This window comes from Mycolicibacterium gadium, assembly GCF_010728925.1.
Classification (GTDB): domain Bacteria; phylum Actinomycetota; class Actinomycetes; order Mycobacteriales; family Mycobacteriaceae; genus Mycobacterium; species Mycobacterium gadium.
Genome location: NZ_AP022608.1, coordinates 2969292 through 2984623, shown reverse-complemented (window position 1 = coordinate 2984623; position 15332 = coordinate 2969292). Strand labels below are relative to the sequence as shown.

Below are 15332 nucleotides of genomic sequence, written 5' to 3'. Positions count from 1 at the left end.
GCTGACGGGGCGTAAACCCCGCCTCTCGTTCTGCCCGCGGCGTGTCCACCCTCCGTGGGATGATGCCCGCACGCGATACGCGAAGGAGATTCCGATGGGGTTCGAACGAATCGACGACCTACTCAACGCCGTAACGGCCAACGGGTCCCTGCACGGCATCGCCGCCACCGTCGTCGGCCGCGACGGCGTCCTCTACGAAGGCGCGGCCGGAGACGCCCGGCCCGACACCATCTTCCGCAATGCATCGATGACCAAGGCCGTCGCCACCACCGCCGCGCTGCAACTCGTCGAGGAGGGCCGCCTCGACCTCGACGCAACGGTGGCCTCGATTGTCCCCGAGTTCGGCGAGCTCCAGGTGCTCGACGGGTTCGAGGACGGGCAACCGGTCCTTCGCGCGCCCAAGACCCAGGCCACCGTCCGCCAGCTGATGAACCACACGTCCGGCTGCGGCTACTTCTTCCTCAACGAGAAGCTCCACAAGTACTGCATGGACCACGGATTCCCCCACGTGCTCACCGGGCTCAAACAGAGCATCAGCTCGCCGCTGGTCCACGATCCCGGCACGGTCTGGGAGTACGGAGTCAGCACCGACTGGGTCGGCCAGGTCGTCGAGGCCGTGAGCGGCCAGGCGCTGGGCGACTACGTCGCCGAGAATGTCTACGGCCCGCTCGGCATGACGGACTCGACGTTCACCCCGACCGACGAGCAGCGCGCGCGCTTCCTGCCCGTCCTGACGAGGGCGGCGGACGGCAGCCTGGTGCCGACCGAGATCGACCTCGATGTCGAGCAGGAATGGCATTCAGGCGGCCACGGGTCCTACGGGACGATTCGCGACTACGGGCGGTTTGTCCGCGCGTGGGTCAACGGCGGCGAACTCGACGGCAGGCGCATCCTCAACGAGGCGACGGTGGAGCTCGCGCTGCGGGACCACCTCGACGGGGCACCGCTGCCGAAGAAGCTGGAGCCGACTGTCCCCGAGCTGGCCAACCCGGTCGAGCTGCTCGATGTGCCGCAGGGGTGGGGCCTGGGGTTCCACGTGTACTCGATCGATCTGCCCGGCATGCGCAGCGCCGGCTCCGGCGACTGGTCGGGCCTGTTCAACACCTACTTCTGGGTCGACCGCAAGGCAGGGATCGGCGCCGTCATCGCGACGCAACTGCTGCCGTTCTTCGACGCCAAGATGGTCGAGACCGCCCTCGGCTTCGAGGCCACCGTCTACGCCGAGCTCCGCGCCGCGGTGTCCTGAGCACTGGGCGCCGCGCGGCCCCGGCCGCTGTGGGAAGATTCAACGCATTCGTATCGGCGTGATGATGCGATGCGCGGGGGGTTCCGCCTGGTTCCACACCCTCGACAGGGTTGTCGGTGGGCGCATCTGTCACGTCTGCAAAAGCCCGTAGATGTTTGGAGTTCCATGTCCACCCATAGGTTTTCGGAGCGCGATCCTGCCCCGATTGTGGTGCTGATCGCCGCGATGCTGGCGTGGCTGGTGTCGGCCGTAGCCCTGACCGAGTCGACAACGTGGCCGATAGCGGCCGTCGTCGCCGTGACGGCAGGGTTCGGGCTGCTGGTTGGTGCGGTGAGCCGCGCGATCGCCTCCGGTGCGATTCGTCGCGGCGCCGGTGTCGCGGGACGGGCTGCCGTCCTGATTGCCATCGGGCTCGTGGTCGGCGAACTCGCCGCCGTCGTCGTGTTCTCCGGATCGATCGATCGGCTGCTCGGCGAGCAGGCGGCGCACACCGCCGAGTCCACCCCGGCCGCATCGCAAGCCGCGGCCGACCTCGACCGGAGTCGTACGGCGCGCGACGGGCTCGACGGGGCTGTGGAGCAGGCCGTGCAACGCCGTCAGGAGGCCCTGGTGGTAGCCCGTTGTGAGTTCAACCCTCGGCCCGACTGCCCGCAAATCGCGATCACCGGTGTGCCCGGTGCCGGCCCGGAAACCCGCACGGCGAACGATTTTCTCGCCGACGCCCAGCGGACGCTCGACGCCGCGTTGGCCGAGCGGGACCGCCAGGCTGCCGTGCTCGATTCCCAGATCGCCGATGGCGAGCGTGCGGTGGCGCAGGCCCGGCAGGAGGCGGTGGCCGACGCGGATCGCGGGCTGGGCGCTCGGTGGGTCGCGATGAACGATCACACGTTGGCTGATTCGGGTGCTTTCGTCATGCGGCTGCTCGTCGACGGATTCTTCGTCCTGCTGAGCTTGCTGCCGCTGATCCTCAAGCTGTGGCGCGGCGAGACGTCGCAGGACCGCGTTGTCGCCGCCGATGTCGAGCGGGATCGAGCGGAACTCCATGCCGACACCGCGATCGCGGTGAAGCGGGCCGAGGTGCGCGCAGCCATCGACACCATGTGGGCCGAACAGCAGTTGGCCAGTGCCCGCATGGCCGTCGAGGCCCAGCTCGAGATCGATCGCGAGGAGCAACGCCGCCGGGTGATCGAGGCGACCGAGCCGGCGGTGACCGCACGATCGGAGCGCATACCCCAGACCGCAATCGAGGACGTGTACCTGCCGATCGCCGCCGAGGCCGAAGCGGCCAGCCTCTTACCGGCCGAGTTGGCGCCCGCGGTGGTCGACGACGCATCGGAGGACGACGGCCGCTCGGTGGAGCGGTCCGGACGTCCGCTGATCCCGGCCATTCCGGACGTCACTCGGGCCGCCGCGCGCTGGATTCGCCCCCTGGTGCCGCCGATCCTCGCCAACGCGATCGACACCACCACCAAGCCGCTGCGGGGCATGCGGCAGATCTTCGAGGAGACCGAGGAGATCCACATCTCGATGCGACGCACCCACAGGGTGAGTTCTCACATCGAGGAGGCCGAGGAGGCTGGGCAAGCTACCGAGCCTGTGTCACCCACAACGTCGAGGGGCGACGATCGGGCCGAACTCGCCGGCAGCAGCACGCGTGAACTGCGCGGGCGTCGCGGCCCCCGGGAACTCCCTCCGGGGCGCTAGCGCTTCACCGCATAGCGCAGGTGCGCCACACCCGGCGCATGCAGGACGCGGACGAGTTCCAGCACGGGGACGCCGGCCTCGAAGCCGTCGAACAAGCGCTCGCCCGAGCCGAGGATCACCGGCGACACCTGAAGGTCGATCTCGTCGACGAGGCCGGCCTTGATCGCCTGCCGCGCGCATGAAGCACCGCCGGCGATGGAGATGTCGCGGTCGCCGGCGGCGGCCCGGGCTTGTGCGTAGGCGGCTTCGATGCCGTCGGTCACGAAATGGAAGGTGGTTCCCCCCTCCATCTCGATGGGCTCGTGCGCGTAGTGCGTGAGGACGAACACCGGGCAGTGATACGGCGGGGTGTCGCCCCACCAGCCTTTCCAGTCCGAATCGGCCCATTCGCCGCGGATGGGGCCGAACATGTTGCGGCCCATGATGGTTGCGCCCATTCCGTCGAGCATCTCCGATATCACCTGCTGGTTGACCGGATGCTCACTGGCCGGCCCGATATGCCACTGGTGAACATTGATCCCACCCACGCCGAGGGGATTCTCCTCACTTTGGTCGGGTCCGGCGACGTAGCCGTCCGCCGACATCGACATCGAGAGGTTGGTTCGCGTCATGCCCAAGGAGACCACCCGGCCCCCCAAAACTCATCGGCAAGTGGCGAATCGGGCGCGCAAACCCACCGTTTACGGTGCGTCAGCGCGCCGAATTCGTTTCAGCAGTCCACGCCGAGGGTAAGAAGTGCCGGCATGGCGAGCGTCAAAGGTGCGGTCAACGAAGCCACCCAGACGCGCGTCGTCGAATGGATCGCGCGGGCCGGCTATCCGGTCAGCGGGGTACTGCATCTGCTCATCGCCTACCTGATCGTCCGGGTCGCGCTGGGTTTCGGCGGTGACGCCGACCAGACCGGCGCGCTGGCGACGCTAGCCAACCGTGGTGGCGGCGCGCTGCCGCTGTGGATCGTGGCCGCCGGACTCATCGCACTGGCGATGTGGCGGTTCGCGGAAGCGGTGCTGGGCCTGCATCCTGGTGAAAGCGCCCACGCCCACCACCGCGATTCGCCGATCAGCGACCGGCTCAGGGCCTCCGGACTGGGTCTCCTCTACTGCGCCGTCGCATTCACCGCCATCCAGTTCGCGCTGAACGTGTCGCGCTGGGGCAAGGACGCGACCGAAGGACTGAGCGCACGGTTGATGCAGTCCGGCGGCGGCAAGACCGTACTGGTCATCGTCGGATTCGTCGTCGCCGCAATCGGCGCCTATTACGTGCACAAAGGAGCGACCCGGAAATTCCTCAACGACCTGACGGTTCCGGGCGGCCGGCTGATCACGGTGCTCGGCATCTGCGGTCATGTCGGGGAGGGGTTCGTGCTGTTCTCGGCGGGCCTGTCCGTCATCGCGGCGACATACATGAGCGATCCGGCCAAGGCGACCGGTCTGGACGCAGCGGTCAAATCGCTGGGGCACGCACAGTTCGGAACGGCGATCTTGATCGCTGCCGCAACGGGTTTCGCGGCATATGGCTTGTACAGCTTTGCGTTGGCGCGCTACTCGCGGATGTGAGCAGTTGCTCTTGGCTTTCTCGTGTCGCGCGATAGCTCTGGAGATACCGGTCGATCTGCTCACGCCGCAGTGGCCGCGCCCAGATGTTCGACCCCTCGATCTCGATGCCGCTGTCGTTGGACGCGGCGCGCTTGCGGGCACCGACGCGGAACCCTGCGACCGTCGCGACCATCAAGACGACCAATCCGGCGCCGATGATCCCGGCCAGCGGACTCTTGGCCGCCAGCGAGTAGACGAACGTCCCGAGTGCGACGAACGTCAATAGGAACAACACATACGCCACATTCGTCGGAGAAATTCGTCCCAGTATCTTTCTCATCCCTTTCACCTCTACCGTCTACCAAAACGCTACGCGTATCGTAGCGCTACGCCTAGTGTAGCGTTTGGTCGGCTCCGGGTATTCCCGGTGAGAAGAAGGGGGAGTCGATGGCGCAACGGCCAACCACCGACGAACGCATCGCCGACGCCACCCTGGCGTTGCTGCGCACCAAAGGCGCCGGCGCGGTGACGGTCGAAGCGGTGGCGGCGCGCTCGGGCATAGCCAAGACGACGATCTATCGACGGCACCGCGACCGCCGCGCCATGCTCTCCGCCGCGTTGACGGGAATCGCCAATCCGGAACCGCTCGCAGACGACGCGACGGCGCCCGATCGGTTGCGGTGGGTCATCCGGGAAGCCGTCAAGGCGATCGACGACGGAATCGGCTTCGGTGGCCTGGCATCGCTGCTCACCGATGACGACCCCGACTTCACGAAGCTCTTCCGCCGTATCCTCGCCCGCCAGCGAGCGAAACTGGAGTCAGTGATCGACGACGCCAAAGGCGACGGGTCCTTTCGCGCCGATGTCGACGGCGCGACCTTGATCGACGCGATCGTCGGTGCGCACATCGCCGAACGTTCCCGCACCGGTCGGATCACAGCGGCATGGGAGCGACGGCTGTTCGACCTCTTCCGGCCCAGCGTGCTCACACGAGTGCAAAGCTGTTCATCGTGAGTGGTGCAGTGTCGACGTGTACGGAGTGTGGAACGCATGCAGGTCCCGCGGAGGGAGTCTGTGAGAACTGCGGTGCCGCGTTGACGGCGATCCGACAGCTCGCGGTGCCCAGGTCAGCTCCGGGCCCCGATGGCCAGGAGCCGGATCGCGATGAAAATCAGATCGGCGCGATCGTGCTGATCACCGACCGCGGTATCGAGCACGCGCGCAACGAAGACGCCGGCGCAGCGGGAATCGTGGTCAACAGCGCGGGGGACCGGCCGCGTGCGATCGTCGCCGTGGTCTGCGACGGCGTCTCCACCTCCGCCGACGCACAGAAAGCGTCGAGGGCCGCGTCGGCGGCAGGCGTCGACGCAATGCTGAAGGCACTGGCCGCATCCCGCGACATCCCGTCGGTGATGGTGGCCGGACTCGCTGATGGGGCAAAGGCGGCCGCGGAATCCACGTCGCCCGAAGGATTCAGCGCTGCGTCGTGCACCTACACAGCTGCGGTCGTCGTTCCGGCCGAGGGCGGACAGGTGCAGATCGCGGTCGCCAACGTGGGGGACAGCAGGGTGTACTGGCTGCCCGAGCCGCCCGCGCAGCCGCAACGGCTGACCGTCGACGACACCGTTGCGCAGCAACTGATCTCCGCGGGCATACCGGCGGACTCGCCGGCCGTACTGCGAGGGGAGCACACTCTGACCCGGTGGTTCGGTCGCGATGCCGATCGGGAGTGGGACGAATCAAGCGTCCATACGATGACCACCGCCGACCGAGGCGTCCTGGTGTTGTGCTCGGACGGACTGCACAACTACCTGCCCGAGGCCGCCGACATCGCTCGGTTCTGCACCGGAATCGCACCGGACGAGGCCGCTCGCGCGCTGGTCGATCATGCATTGCGTGCCGGCGGTCACGACAACATCACCGTGATCGTCATTCCGATCGGGCCTCACGAGTTTGGTTGAGCGGCGGCGACTTTGCCAGTGACGGTGGTTTCTCGGTCTCACTGACCAATATGACTGTGTGCCAACCTCACAGCGACTTTGTCGCTCAACTACTACCGCAACACCAATGTCAGCGACTTTGTCGCTGAGAGCTTGGCACCAACCACATATGGTCCCGCTGAACCGCGAAGTCCTCGACACAAGAGTCAGGCGGTCGTCATCGCCTTGTCGTGCTCCATCACCTCGACGGCTGCACGCTCACCCGAGCGCACCGCACCATCGATGAACCCGAACATGAGCGCCGAGCTCTCCGTGCCCGCCCAGTGGATCCGCCCGCACGGCTCCCGAAGCGCCGGCCCGAACTCCGTCAGCACCCCCGGCGGAGTGTGCGCGATCATGCCGCCGCCCGAATACCGCTCGAGCGTCCAGTTCTGCTCGACGTAGTCGATCGGCGTCAGCGCCTTGTCGCCGAACCGCTCGGCCACCGCCGCGAGCACCCTTTCCCGGCGTTCTGCCTCGCTGAGTTTCGTCATCTCGCGTGCGACGGGCCCTTCGGTGATGACCGTCAGGCTGCCGGGCGTCCCCTTGTCCGTGCACGAGTCGATCGTCAGGTTGGCCATCGACCCGGGCGCGAACGACTGACCCGACAGGCCGTCGGCCCGCCAGAACGGTTCGTCGTAGATCAACGCGATCTTGTACACCGCGCCCGACGGCACCCGCTGCTGCAGGAACGCTCGATCCACGGGAAGCATTGGCTCGAAGATGATTTGGGACACGATGCTCACCGGCACGGCCACGATCGCACGGCGTGCCCGGACCACCATGTCGTCGGACCGGACCGTGACGCCGCCGTCGTCCTGGGTGACACTGCGCACCGGCTGCGACAGATGGATGACGTCACCCAGTTCGGCAGTGATCGCGCGATGGATCGCGCCCATCCCGCCGACCGGGCGCTCGTCCTCGGCCGCATCCTTGACGCCGAGCACAAAGCTCGGCCCGCCGGCCGAGGCCATCTGATACAGCACGAACAGCAGCGAAATCTCCGATGCCGCAGAGGTATACAGCCCGGATATGGAGTAGTCGAGCAATTGGTGAGCGGGCTTGGACAGCGTATTGCGATCCAGCCACTCCGCCCACGTGATCTGGTCCCACTTCTTCGCCTTCGGCGCATCCCACGGAGCCTCCGGCGGAATCGACTTGCACATCGACGTCAGCTCGAGGAAGACCTTGCCGATGTTCGCCACCGCCCACGGACTCATCGACAACGGGATCGTGCCCTTGTACTTGTACGCCTTCCCGTCGACGAACATCATCGCCTCGCCGTCGGTGTACTGCTTGTAGCTCGGGATGCCGAACTCCTTCATCAGCGCATAGATGGCGTCCTGGCCGGGCCCGATCCACGCGCCGCCCCGATCGATCCACAACCCGTCGTCCCGGGTCTCGGTCCACGTGCGACCGCCCACCCGGTCGCGCGCCTCCAGTAGCGCGACCGAATGCCCCGCCTGCTTCAAGCGCAACGCCGCGGTCAGTCCGCCGAACCCGGCACCCACCACGCAGTAGTCAACATCCATGCTTATTAGACATACGCCTAATTAGACATGGCGTCAATACCCGCAAAGAGGTCGCTGACAAGGCGTTTGATGCGAAGTCGAGCTAGAAGTTGCGTAGTGCAGTAATTACCGGGCCGGCGCCCCGGGCGGGCCCGGCGCCGCAGGCAACGGCGCGGGCGGCGGGGGAGGCGGGGGGTTGATGATGCGCAGGATGTCCGGCTTCATCTGCTGCAGCTGCGCACCCCAATAGCCCCAGCTGTGCGTGCCATTCGGCGGGAAGTTGAACACCGCATTGCGGCCGCCGGCGGCCTGGTACTTCTCCTGGAACTCCTTGTTCGTGCTCAGCGTGATGTTCTCCAGGTACGACGCGCTGAACTGCGTTCCGAAACCACCACCGCCTGCGTCGAGGTCGGACGATGTGCCGTTGCCGCAGTACACCCAAATCGCCGTGCGGTTGGCCACCAGTCGATTGATGTTGAGCATCGGGTCATTTCGCTGCCACGCCGGGTTGTTCGGCGGCCCCCACATGTCGGCAGCCTTGAAGCCGCCGGCGTCCATCATCGCGAAGCCAATCAGCGTCGGCCACATACCTTTCGACGGGTTGAGGTATCCCGACAGCGACGCGGCGAAGAAGAACTGCTGCGGATGCCACGCCGCCAGCGTCAGCGCCGCTCCACCCGACATCGAGAGTCCCACAACGGCATTGCCGCGCGGATCCTGTCCTTTGTTGGCCATCAGCCAGCTCGGCAGCTCATTGGTCAGGAACGTCTCCCATTTGTAGGTGACCGTTCCGTTGAAGCCTCGCGCCGGCGCGTACCAGTCGCTGTAGAAACTCGACTGCCCGCCGACGGGCATCACGACCGACACACCGGATTCGTAGAACCACTCGAACGCCGCGGTGTTGATGTCCCAGCCGTTGAAGTCTTCCTGCGCGCGAAGGCCGTCGAGCAGATACACCGAATGCGGCCCACCGCCCTGGAACTGGACCTTGATGTCGCGGCCCATCGACGGCGACGGCACCATCAGCGTCTCGACCGGCAGGCCATCCCGCGAGTAGGCCGAGGCCTGCGGCGACGGAACAACCATCACAGCCGCAGCCATCATCAGGGCGCAGACGACCAGCCTGCCGACACGACGCGCGAATCCCTCCACCACGGCGCGAAACTAACAACACCACTGCATACTCTTGCGCTCCCGCGCTCGGCAGTGATCAGTCTGTTATCGGGATGAGATCCGTCGTGACACTTCGCCATAGCGCTCGATACGCGCGGGGTCGGCCAACGCGTTGTACAACACGATGCGCGTCGCGAGCTCTCCGTACTTCGAGATTAGGGCGTCGGCCAGCCCCTCCCACGTCGACTCCGTCGCGAACTGAGCGATGTGCTCGTCGGTGATCTGCGCGGCCATGCCCCTGTAATCGCCGGCCTTCTGCTTCTCGCGGATCCGCGCCGTCGTGCCCTCGAACCCGGCCTCGTCCCAGATGAACGCGTAATTCGGTGTGCTCCCATAGAAGCTCATGCTCGTGCGGACCAGTTCGCGCTCGCGATCCCGTTCCTCGTCGCTGTCCCCGACGATCGTCATGACCGGCACGATCACCGCCACATCCGATGCCGTCCGGCCCGACTTCGTCGCTCCCTCAGCGATATTCGGCACCACGTGCCGTGTGATGTAGCCCGGCTCGCCCAGCGGATGCACGTGCACCCCGTCGGCCACCTCGCCGGCCATGCGCAGCATCCACGGATTGACCGCCGCGATGTCCACTTTCGGATCCGGCGCGTCGATCGGGCCCGCGCTCCACTGCGGGGTGATGAAGTCCATGTCGTAGAAGTCGCCGTGGTGGTCCAGCCTGCCCGTCCGGAATGCTCTGAAGCACGCCTTGACGGCCCGTACGTAATCGCGCAGCCGCGGGCCCGGGCGCTCGAAGTCGACGCCGTAGCGCCGCACCACATGCGTGCGCACCTGCGTGCCGAGGCCGAGGCGGAACCTGCCGTCCGTCGCCTCCTGCAGTTCCCACGCCGCCGCCGCCGTGACGAACGGGCTACGCGGGAACGCCACCGCCACACCCGTCGACAGGTCGAGGCCCGGCGCGGCCTGCGAAGCGACGGCCGCATTCAGATACGCGGTCCGGCCGGTCTCGGTGAACAACAGCCCGGAGAATCCCGCCGCTGCTGTCCGGGCCGCGAGCGTCCCGATCGTCTTCAACGGCTGCGGCGTGATCATCGCGTCGACATCCACAGGGGCACGGTACGCCCGGCTTGTCGTACGCTGAGTCGATGGAGCTACTACGTGACGTAGTTGTACTGCTGCACATCGTCGGCTTCGCCGTCACCTTCGGCGCGTGGGTCAGCGAGGCAGTCGCCAAGCGGTTCAGCTTCACCCGCGTCATGGACTACGGGCTGCTGCTGTCGTTGCTCACCGGCTTGGCGTTGGCCGCGCCGTGGCCCGCGGGCATCGAACTGAACTATCCGAAGATCGGCATCAAGCTCGTCATCCTCATCGCGATCGGCGGCGTGCTCGGCATGGGCAGTGCCCGGCAGAAGCGCACCGGAGTGGCCGTGCCGCGTGCGCTGTTCGTCACCGTCGGAGTGTTGTCCTTCGTCGCGGCCGCCATCGCCGTGCTGTGGTAGCTGAGGATTCACCGCACCGCCGCGGTACCGGCTAGCAGGAATTACGATCGGCCGGCTGGGCGCCGCAACGGCCACCCGATGGCAAATGCTCTACCGCCGGTTCCTGGCGCTGGTGGTACGGCCGACCGCGCCGCCGCTCTGGCTCGGCGTGCTCGTGGGGGCTGGGTTCATCGCCGTCGAATGGGTGCTCGTCGTCCAGCTGAAACGAGTCGCGCCGGAGAACGCCTTCGGCGCCGTCTTCCTGCTCGGCGTGCTGGTGGTGTCCGCCGGCTGGGGCTTCGGCCTTGCCGTCGCGACGTCGCTGGCCAGTGCCGCGGTCTACGTCTACATCCACAGCGAGGGGGCCGACAGCTTCGTCCCGGCAGTCCTCGTGTTCCTCAGCTTGGCGCTGCTGGCCAACGTGTTGGTGGGGCAGGCCCGACTGCGTGCACTCGAGGCCGAGCAGCGCCGGCTGGAGGCCGACCTCTCGGCCGAACTCGCGCGATCGACGCTGCGCGCCGAGGATCTCAATGCCGCACTCGACGCGGCAGGCCGCCGCATCGCCGACGCACTCGACCTGCCGTTCGCCGTACTGGATCCGTCAGACATACCCGGCGACGACGAACGCGCGGCCATCGCGCTGCGCGACGGCGGCGACGTGGTGGGGACGTTGGTGGTGCCGTCAAACTTGCCCGCCGCGGCACGGCGGCGTGTCGAACGGATGGTCCCGTCGCTCGAGGCGTTGATGGCGGCCACCCGTGACCGCCAGGAGATCACCGGCGAGGTGACCGCACTGGCCACCCAGCAAGCCGCGCTGCGTGCCGTCGCGACGCTGGTGGCCCGCGGCGCCGAGCCGTCCGAGGTGTACCGGGTCGCCGTCGCCGAGCTGGCGCGCGGTCTCGGCGTCGAGCACGTGACACTCGTGGGCTACGACGAGGACGGCGTCGGCATCGTGCTCGCCACCCGCGACAGCCCGGACCGCGCGGCAATGACTGTGGGCGAACGGTTTCCGCTCGACGGGCACAGCCTGAGTGCGCAGATCGTCGACACCGGCGCACCGGCGCGCATCGACGACTACAGCACCGCGGAAGGTCCTATCGCCGACCGGATGCGCGGACTGAACGTGTGCTCCGGTGTCGGTGCTCCCGTCTTGGTCGACGGCGAGGTTCGCGCTGCGCTGATGGTGGGTTCGATTGTCGCGCAACCATTACCGACGGGAACCGAAGACCGGGTTTCCGACTTCGCTGATCTGATCGCGACGGCGATCTACAACGCGGAGAACCGCGCCGCTCTCAAGGCCTCACGCGCCCGCGTCGTCGCCGCAGCCGATGAGGCGCGCCGAGGCTTCGAGCGCGATCTGCACGACGGAGCGCAGCAGCGGATCGTGTCCCTCGGCCTGCAATTGCGGGCGTTGGAGGCTTCCGAGCACGGGTCGACGCGCGAGGGCATCGACAGGGCAGTCGCGGACCTGATGGAGGTACACGAACATCTGCAGGAGATCTCGCGCGGCATCCATCCGGCGATCCTGTCGCGAGGCGGGCTGGGGCCGGCGATCAAGACGTTGGCCCGACGATCTGCGGTGCCCGTCGTGCTGGACGCCGACGTGGACCGCCGACTGCCCGAGTCGATAGAGGTGGCGGCGTACTACGTTGTCGCCGAAGCGCTGACGAACACCGCGAAGCACGCGCAGGCGTCGGAGGTTCAGCTACGCGCATCGTCTGACGATGTCGAGCTTCGGATGACGATCAGTGACGACGGCGTCGGAGGAGCGACGACCGGCGGCGGGTCGGGGTTGATCGGGCTCAAGGACCGGGTCGAGGCGGTGTCGGGCCGATTGGAGATCGTCAGTGCCGCGGGGGCGGGGACGACGTTGCACGTGACGATCCCGCTGACCGGTTGAGTCACCGCAGTTGCGCGACGAGTGCCTCGGTCACCTCGACCGTCGACGCGCTGCCGCCCAGATCTCCGGTTCGGGTCTCCGGCTTCGCCAGCGTCGCCTCGATCGCCGCCATCACTTCGGCGGCCGCGTCCAAATGCCCCAAGTGCTCCAGCATCAACGCCGCCGACCACACCGCGCCGACGGGGTTGGCGATCCCACGGCCCGCGATGTCGGGCGCCGAACCGTGCACCGGTTCGAACATCGACGGGTACTGCCTGGTCGGATCCAGATTGCCCGACGGGGCGATCCCGATCGACCCCGCGACGGCTGCGGCGAGGTCAGACAGGATGTCGCCGAACAGGTTCGACCCCACCACGACGTCGAAGCGTTGCGGCTGCAACACGAACTTCGCGGCCAAGGCGTCGATGTGCTCGCTGTCCATCCGAACATCCGGGAACTGCGCCGCCCGCTCGGCGACCACCTCGTCCCAGAACGGCAGCGTGTGCACGATCCCGTTCGACTTCGTCGCCGACGTGACGTAGCCGCGCCGCGACCGCGCCAACTCGAAAGCATAGTCGGCGATCCGGCTGACCCCGACGCGCGTGAAAACCGACTCCTGGACGGCCATTTCCTCCGGGAATCCGCGGTTGAGCCGTCCGCCGATCTCGCTGTATTCGCCCTCGACGTTCTCCCGCACCACCACGAAGTCCACGTCACCCGGTGCCCGCAGCGGACTTTCGACGCCGTCGAACACCTTGATCGGGCGTAGGTTGACGTACTGGCGGAACGCCCGCCGGATCGGGATCAGCAGTCCCCACAGCGACACGTGGTCCGGTACTCCCGGCCAGCCGACCGCACCGAGCAGGATCGCGTCGAAGCCGTGTAGCGTGTCGATGGCGTCCGCGGGCATCATCGCCCCGGTCTGGGTGTAGCGCTCACATGACCAGTCGAAATCCTTGTAGGACAACTTGATTCCGTGCTTGGCGCCGGCCACGTCGAGCACCGCGCGGGCCGACGTGATGACCTCGGGTCCGATCCCGTCGCCCGGGATCACGGCGACGGTGTGCATGGCCGGCTCGGCCGGCGAGGTCATCCGCCGAGTCCTAGCAGGCCGACCATGATCGGCAACAGGATGATGATGAGGATCGCGCCGGCGATATCGAACGTGATGCCGGATCTGATCATCGTGGTGATCTTCACGACGCCGGAACCGTAGACGATCGCGTTCTGCGGCGTCGACACCGGCAACATGAACCCGAACGACGCCGCGAACGTCGCCGCCAACGCAGGCACGAACGGGTTGACGCCCGCGGCGACCGCCACCGGGATGATGATCGGCACCACCACCGCCGCCGACGCCGTGTTACTCGTCGTCTCGGACACGATGATCGCCAGGATCACCGCGAAGATCGTGATCGGGACGATGCTGGACAGGCCCAGCGCGTCGTTGACCGAGTTCCCGATGGTCTCGGCCAGTCCGGTCGAGCTGATCAGCGACCCGAAGATGATGCCGCAGCCGAAGAGAATGATGGTGCCCCAGTCGATTTCGGCGGCATCGCTCCAACGCAGCGTGAACTCGCGGTCCTTCCAGTCGGTCGGCAGCAGGAACAGCAGCGCCGCACCGAACACGGCGACCACACCCTCGTCAAGACGATCGCTGACGAACTCGTAGGTACTGGAGTCGGTGCCGGTGATCAGCGCGAAAATGCCGGGCAGGATCCACAGCGTGACGGTGACGCCGAACGCGATCAGTGTGTTCTTCTCCGCGCGCGAGATCGAACCCAGCTTCTCGCGTTGCTCGGCGACGTACTCGGCCACGCCGTCGATCTGCTTGATCTCGGGCTTGTTCAGCCGCAACAAGATCAGCGCCAGCAGCGCAAACATGATCAGGCAGATCGGCACGGCCATCACCATCCACTGCCCGAAGCTGATCCGCTCCCCAGTGGCTTCCTCGATCAGGCCGCGCCCGATCAGGTTGGGCGGGCTGCCTACCGGGGTCAACAAACCGCCGACACTGGCGCCGTAGGCGAGCATCAGCATGATCGCCGCGCCGACCCGCAGCCGTTGCGGATCGAAGTCGGGTTCGACGTCACCGCGCTTCTGCAGGAGTTTGGCGATGACCGAGAGGATGCCTATCGCCGTCGGCAGCAACATGGCCACGGTCGCGGTGTTGGACACGAACGCCGACAGCAGGCAGGTGATCGCGCCGAACGCGAGGATCACGCCGGTCGTGGAGCGACCGACGCCCGGCAGCGACAGTATCCGGAACGCGAACCGCCGGGCGAGACCGTGTTTGAGCATCGCCTGCGCCAGGATGAACGCGCCGATGAAGGTGAAGATCGTCGACGACCCGAACGGACCAAGGACGTCGTCGACCGGGGCGACGCCGAGGAACACGGCGACGGCGACGCCGAGCAGACCGCCGACGGGAATGGGGATGGCTTCGCTGATCCACAGCGCGATGACACCGAGCAACACAGCCCCGAGGACCTGCTGCTCGCGCGGGATATCGATGGGAAGGACCAGAAAACCGACCGTCAGCAGCGGAGCGAGAAAAAGGCCGACGGTCCGTCGACCCTTCTCGAACCGTTCCTCCTTGGGGGAGAGCTTCTGCTCACCGAGGCTTCGATACGTTGCGCTACCGAGGAGCGCTTTGTCGACATCGGTCTGTTTGGCCGGGCTGTCCGTGGTCATGGGGCGGCTCCATCGCTGCAGCTGTGTTCTACACCACACTCGTGACAGGGGGAGTTCCTGTAAACCGCGCACCTTAAACATGCCGGGTACGCAACGGTCGCCGCCGGTCAGGGTGTAGCGTCGAGGTGTTGGGAGCCCAGCCAGTCCGGGAATGTTTCAGCCGATCCTCGCTGATCCG

At 66.8% G+C, this 15332-nt stretch carries 14 protein-coding genes; 8 read left to right on the top strand and 6 right to left on the bottom strand.

Annotated elements, in window-relative coordinates:
- Positions 1-94: 94 nt before the first annotated feature.
- Both G6N36_RS14580 and G6N36_RS14575 read left to right on the top strand, forming a co-directional pair.
- Positions 95-1246: a serine hydrolase domain-containing protein gene (locus G6N36_RS14580; protein ID WP_163687106.1), complete on the top strand. Its 1152-nt coding sequence runs from the start codon at positions 95-97 to the stop codon at positions 1244-1246.
- Between the two features lie 165 nt (positions 1247-1411).
- Entirely contained in the window at positions 1412-2950 is a 1539-nt protein-coding gene (locus G6N36_RS14575) for a DUF4407 domain-containing protein (RefSeq protein ID WP_163687105.1), read from the top strand.
- On the opposite strand, the gene G6N36_RS14570 is transcribed toward G6N36_RS14575, so the two are convergent.
- On the bottom strand, positions 2947-3561 hold the full coding sequence (locus G6N36_RS14570; RefSeq protein WP_163687104.1) for a dihydrofolate reductase family protein: 615 nt from the start codon (positions 3559-3561) through the stop codon (positions 2947-2949). The genes G6N36_RS14575 and G6N36_RS14570 overlap by 4 nt on opposite strands.
- Before the next feature lie 132 nt (positions 3562-3693).
- Here G6N36_RS14570 and G6N36_RS14565 point away from each other — a divergent pair, with 132 nt between their 5' ends.
- The 4 genes from G6N36_RS14565 to G6N36_RS14550 all read left to right on the top strand — a co-directional run bounded on the left by G6N36_RS14565 (position 3694) and on the right by G6N36_RS14550 (position 6446).
- Complete coding sequence (locus G6N36_RS14565; protein WP_163687103.1) at positions 3694-4506, top strand: DUF1206 domain-containing protein; 813 nt, start codon at positions 3694-3696, stop codon at positions 4504-4506.
- Between the two features lie 83 nt (positions 4507-4589).
- Positions 4590-4739, top strand: a complete 150-nt coding sequence (locus G6N36_RS30240) for a hypothetical protein (RefSeq protein WP_163687102.1) — start codon at positions 4590-4592, stop codon at positions 4737-4739.
- Positions 4740-4932: 193 nt separating this feature from the next.
- Complete coding sequence (locus tag G6N36_RS14555) at positions 4933-5499, top strand: TetR/AcrR family transcriptional regulator (protein WP_163687101.1); 567 nt, start codon at positions 4933-4935, stop codon at positions 5497-5499.
- Positions 5496-6446: a PP2C family protein-serine/threonine phosphatase gene (locus G6N36_RS14550; RefSeq protein ID WP_235690051.1), complete on the top strand. Its 951-nt coding sequence runs from the start codon at positions 5496-5498 to the stop codon at positions 6444-6446. The genes G6N36_RS14555 and G6N36_RS14550 overlap by 4 nt, the downstream gene beginning before the upstream one ends.
- A 185-nt stretch (positions 6447-6631) precedes the next feature.
- On the opposite strand, the gene G6N36_RS14545 is transcribed toward G6N36_RS14550, so the two are convergent.
- The 3 genes from G6N36_RS14545 to G6N36_RS14535 all read right to left on the bottom strand — a co-directional run bounded on the left by G6N36_RS14545 (position 6632) and on the right by G6N36_RS14535 (position 10210).
- Positions 6632-7996, bottom strand: coding sequence for a flavin monoamine oxidase family protein (locus G6N36_RS14545; RefSeq protein ID WP_163687100.1), 1365 nt, complete (start codon positions 7994-7996; stop codon positions 6632-6634).
- Between the two features lie 105 nt (positions 7997-8101).
- Positions 8102-9079, bottom strand: a complete 978-nt coding sequence (locus tag G6N36_RS14540; protein ID WP_163690689.1) for an esterase family protein — start codon at positions 9077-9079, stop codon at positions 8102-8104.
- Positions 9080-9193: 114 nt separating this feature from the next.
- Positions 9194-10210, bottom strand: coding sequence for a TIGR03617 family F420-dependent LLM class oxidoreductase (locus G6N36_RS14535; protein ID WP_163687099.1), 1017 nt, complete (start codon positions 10208-10210; stop codon positions 9194-9196).
- Positions 10211-10248: 38 nt separating this feature from the next.
- On the opposite strand from G6N36_RS14535, the gene G6N36_RS14530 reads away from it, so the two are divergent.
- A complete protein-coding gene (locus G6N36_RS14530) occupies positions 10249-10602 on the top strand; it encodes a Fe-S protein (protein ID WP_163687098.1) in 354 nt (117 codons plus the stop codon).
- 85 nt (positions 10603-10687) lie between these two features.
- The gene (locus G6N36_RS14525) at positions 10688-12481 is read left to right on the top strand and encodes a sensor histidine kinase (protein WP_163687097.1); all 1794 of its coding nucleotides are present in this window, start codon (positions 10688-10690) and stop codon (positions 12479-12481) included.
- Between the two features lies 1 nt (position 12482).
- Here the strand turns inward: G6N36_RS14525 and G6N36_RS14520 are convergent, their stop codons facing one another.
- A complete protein-coding gene (locus G6N36_RS14520) occupies positions 12483-13553 on the bottom strand; it encodes a tartrate dehydrogenase (protein WP_163687096.1) in 1071 nt (356 codons plus the stop codon).
- Entirely contained in the window at positions 13550-15154 is a 1605-nt protein-coding gene (locus G6N36_RS14515) for an SLC13 family permease (protein WP_163687095.1), read from the bottom strand. Before G6N36_RS14515 ends, G6N36_RS14520 begins: the two co-directional genes overlap by 4 nt.
- Positions 15155-15332 lie beyond the last annotated feature (178 nt).

Bases quoted from the DNA above. Each gene is read 5' to 3' on its own strand.
- G6N36_RS14580 (WP_163687106.1), top strand. From the start codon at position 95: ATGGGGTTCGAACGAATCGACGACCTACTCAACGCCGTAACGGCCAAC.
- G6N36_RS14575 (WP_163687105.1), top strand. From the start codon at position 1,412: ATGTCCACCCATAGGTTTTCGGAGCGCGATCCTGCCCCGATTGTGGTG.
- G6N36_RS14545 (WP_163687100.1), bottom strand. From the start codon at position 7,996: ATGGATGTTGACTACTGCGTGGTGGGTGCCGGGTTCGGCGGACTGACC.
- G6N36_RS14530 (WP_163687098.1), top strand. From the start codon at position 10,249: ATGGAGCTACTACGTGACGTAGTTGTACTGCTGCACATCGTCGGCTTC.
- G6N36_RS14525 (WP_163687097.1), top strand. From the start codon at position 10,688: ATGCTCTACCGCCGGTTCCTGGCGCTGGTGGTACGGCCGACCGCGCCG.
- G6N36_RS14515 (WP_163687095.1), bottom strand. From the start codon at position 15,154: ATGACCACGGACAGCCCGGCCAAACAGACCGATGTCGACAAAGCGCTC.
- G6N36_RS14540 (WP_163690689.1), bottom strand. From the start codon at position 9,079: ATGATGGCTGCGGCTGTGATGGTTGTTCCGTCGCCGCAGGCCTCGGCC.
- G6N36_RS14570 (WP_163687104.1), bottom strand. From the start codon at position 3,561: ATGACGCGAACCAACCTCTCGATGTCGATGTCGGCGGACGGCTACGTC.
- G6N36_RS30240 (WP_163687102.1), top strand. From the start codon at position 4,590: ATGTTCGACCCCTCGATCTCGATGCCGCTGTCGTTGGACGCGGCGCGC.
- G6N36_RS14555 (WP_163687101.1), top strand. From the start codon at position 4,933: ATGGCGCAACGGCCAACCACCGACGAACGCATCGCCGACGCCACCCTG.
- G6N36_RS14565 (WP_163687103.1), top strand. From the start codon at position 3,694: ATGGCGAGCGTCAAAGGTGCGGTCAACGAAGCCACCCAGACGCGCGTC.
- G6N36_RS14520 (WP_163687096.1), bottom strand. From the start codon at position 13,553: ATGACCTCGCCGGCCGAGCCGGCCATGCACACCGTCGCCGTGATCCCG.